The following is a 2,336-nucleotide window of genomic DNA, read 5'->3' as shown; positions in this document are numbered from 1 at the left end:
CGTCCCGCACGGCCCGTCCGCCGTCGCGTGGCGCTCACCCCAGCACCGCGGGGGCCGCCCGTCCACGGGCAGTGGAAGAAACGCTGCGGGAGACCACCGGCGGTGCCCCGCCGTTGTGCACGGGCACAACACCGCGTGTCAGGGGCCTGCCGGAGGGGGCGGAGCAATGGCATCCTCCCCACCAGCGCCGTGCCGACGGCGTCCTGGCGCGCGGCGACGGGGGGGAACGATGAGCGGGCTCGCGAACGGGCGCAGACCCCGGACCGGACACGACTGGAAGCTCCTGAAGGAGGCGTGCACGGCTCTCCTGCCGCGGCTGCCCGAGCTGGTCGACGAGCATCTGCGGCAGCTCGGCGAGCACTCGTCGGTGTACGGCAGCGTCCTGCCCTACGACGTGCAGTGGCGGGAGGCCGAGGAGGCCATGCGGATCGGCATCGAGGCGATCTCGGCCCCACGGGCCTCGCCGCGCCGCGACCTGGAGTACGCGGAGGAGGCCGGGCGGCGCCGCGCCCAACAGGGCCTGCCGCTGGACCTGTTGGTGCACTCGTACCGCAACGCGGGCTATCTCGTGTGGGACTCGCTCCTGGAGGGCACGGCGGGCAAGGACCCGGAGAAGCTCGCGGTCCTGATGCGCTCGGCGACGATGGTGTGGTCGGCGGTGGACGCGCAGGCCGCGGTGGCGTCCGACGCGTACCGCGCGACGGAGCTGGAGTTGCGGCGGCGCACCGACGAGCAGTTGCAGGCGCTGCTCGACGCCCTTCTGGAGGGCCGGTCGGCGCCGGGCCTCGCCGCGCGCGCCGCCGCCGGTCTCGACCTGCCCGAGCACGGCCCGTACGCGGTGATCGTGCTCCGCGCGGAGCGGCGCGACGGACGCGAGGCGTTCCACCGGCAGATCCAGCGGGCCGGGTTCCGGTTCGTCTGGCGAATGCGCACGGACTGCGAGGTCGGCGTGGTCGCGCTCGGCGCGGACGAAGGTCTGGACGGTCTGGCCCGGCTGCTCGACGGGCGGTGCCCGGGACCGGGTGGCATCAGCCCCGTCGTGGCCGGGCTCGCGGAGCTCGGCCACGCGCGGCGGCTCGCGGAGCTCGCGCTGCGCACGTGTCCGCCGGACGCGACCGGCATCGTCCGCCTGGACCAGCGGATGCCGACGGCCCTCGTGGTGAGCCAGCCCGAGCTGGCGGGGCGGCTCGTGTCGGAGGTCCTCGGCGAGGTCCTCGCCCTCGAACCGGCCGACCGGGCCGTGCTGTTGGAGACGCTGGACGCCTGGCTGGCGTGCGAGGGCTCGGCGGGGCGGGCGGCCGGTCGCCTGTACTGCCACCGCAACACCGTGTTCAACCGCCTGCGCCGCCTGGAACAGCTGACCTCGCGCTCACTGGCCCGCCCGCGGGACCTGGTGGAGGTGTCACTCGCGGTGGAGGCGCACCGGCTCGCGCAACGACAGGTCACGCACTGATCAGGTCCTGGAAGGCCGTCGTCGTCTCCGACGCCGACCTGCCGAACGGCGCGTCGAAGTTCCAGACCAGGAAGAGGAGGAAGGCGATCAGGGCACTGAAGGTCCCGGCCAGCAACAGCTCCCTGGAGGAGCGTCTGATCTGCAGCGTGAAGATCAGTCCGACCGTGACGAGCGCCCCGGCGACCAGGCCGAACCAGACCACTCCGGGGAGGGTCTCCTCCGCGTTGTCGGCCCGCGCCCTGCGCGCCTCGTCCGCCGCGGCCACCTGGTCGAGCAGCGGCTGGTAGGTCTGCGCCTCCAGTTCGCTCGCGGGCGGGCGCGCGGCGATGTCCTTGCGCAGGGTGTCGAGGAGCACCCCGCCGCGGTCGGTGAGCTGGTGCTCCTCGATCATGCGCGGCCACTCGACGGTGGTCACGTGCTCGCTGTAGCGCCGCACGTCCCGCTGGATGCGTTCCCGCGCGTCCGCGGGATAGACCTGGACGCGCCTGCTGATCTCGTGCAGGGCCTGCGCCTCGTCACGGGTGCCGTCCTGGGCGGCACCGCGCGCCTCCCAGACACCCGCGATGGCGAGGCCGAGGACGATCGCGTACACGACGCCGACCATCATCACCATGTACTCCAGCACGTCCGGCGTCTCGCTGGTGTCGTCGTCCTCGGGCACGCGGCGGTGTCTGAGCACGGTCATGGTCAGGACGACCGCGCAGGCCAGCACCATGGCCAGGCCGAGTACGAACCATTCCGTCACGAGGTACCTCCGGAGGGCGGGGTGGGGCGGGAGCGGGCGCCGGACGCACCGGACGCGGCGGAGCGGGAGCGTGGACGCAGCAGCGCGGCGGCGAGGACCGCGGGGGTGGTGACGACCATCGTGGTGGTGACCATGGAC

At 73.6% G+C, this 2,336-nt stretch carries 2 protein-coding genes; one reads left to right on the top strand and one right to left on the bottom strand.

All coding sequences use genetic code 11. From position 1 onward, the window contains the following. Positions 1–229: 229 nt before the first annotated feature. On the top strand, positions 230–1,453 hold the full coding sequence (locus AOK03_RS24375; protein ID WP_055567476.1) for a PucR family transcriptional regulator: 1,224 nt from the start codon (positions 230–232) through the stop codon (positions 1,451–1,453). On the opposite strand, the gene AOK03_RS24370 is transcribed toward AOK03_RS24375, so the two are convergent. Continuing rightward, on the bottom strand, positions 1,443–2,198 hold the full coding sequence (locus tag AOK03_RS24370; RefSeq protein WP_055567475.1) for a bestrophin-like domain: 756 nt from the start codon (positions 2,196–2,198) through the stop codon (positions 1,443–1,445). The genes AOK03_RS24375 and AOK03_RS24370 overlap by 11 nt on opposite strands. Positions 2,199–2,336 lie beyond the last annotated feature (138 nt).

The organism is Streptomyces atriruber (assembly GCF_001418325.1).
GTDB classification, from domain to species: domain Bacteria; phylum Actinomycetota; class Actinomycetes; order Streptomycetales; family Streptomycetaceae; genus Streptomyces; species Streptomyces atriruber.
Note: the sequence above shows the minus strand (reverse complement) of the source record. Positions and strands in the feature narration are given on the sequence as shown.

Bases quoted from the DNA above. Each gene is read 5' to 3' on its own strand.
- AOK03_RS24375 (WP_055567476.1), top strand. From the start codon at position 230: ATGAGCGGGCTCGCGAACGGGCGCAGACCCCGGACCGGACACGACTGG.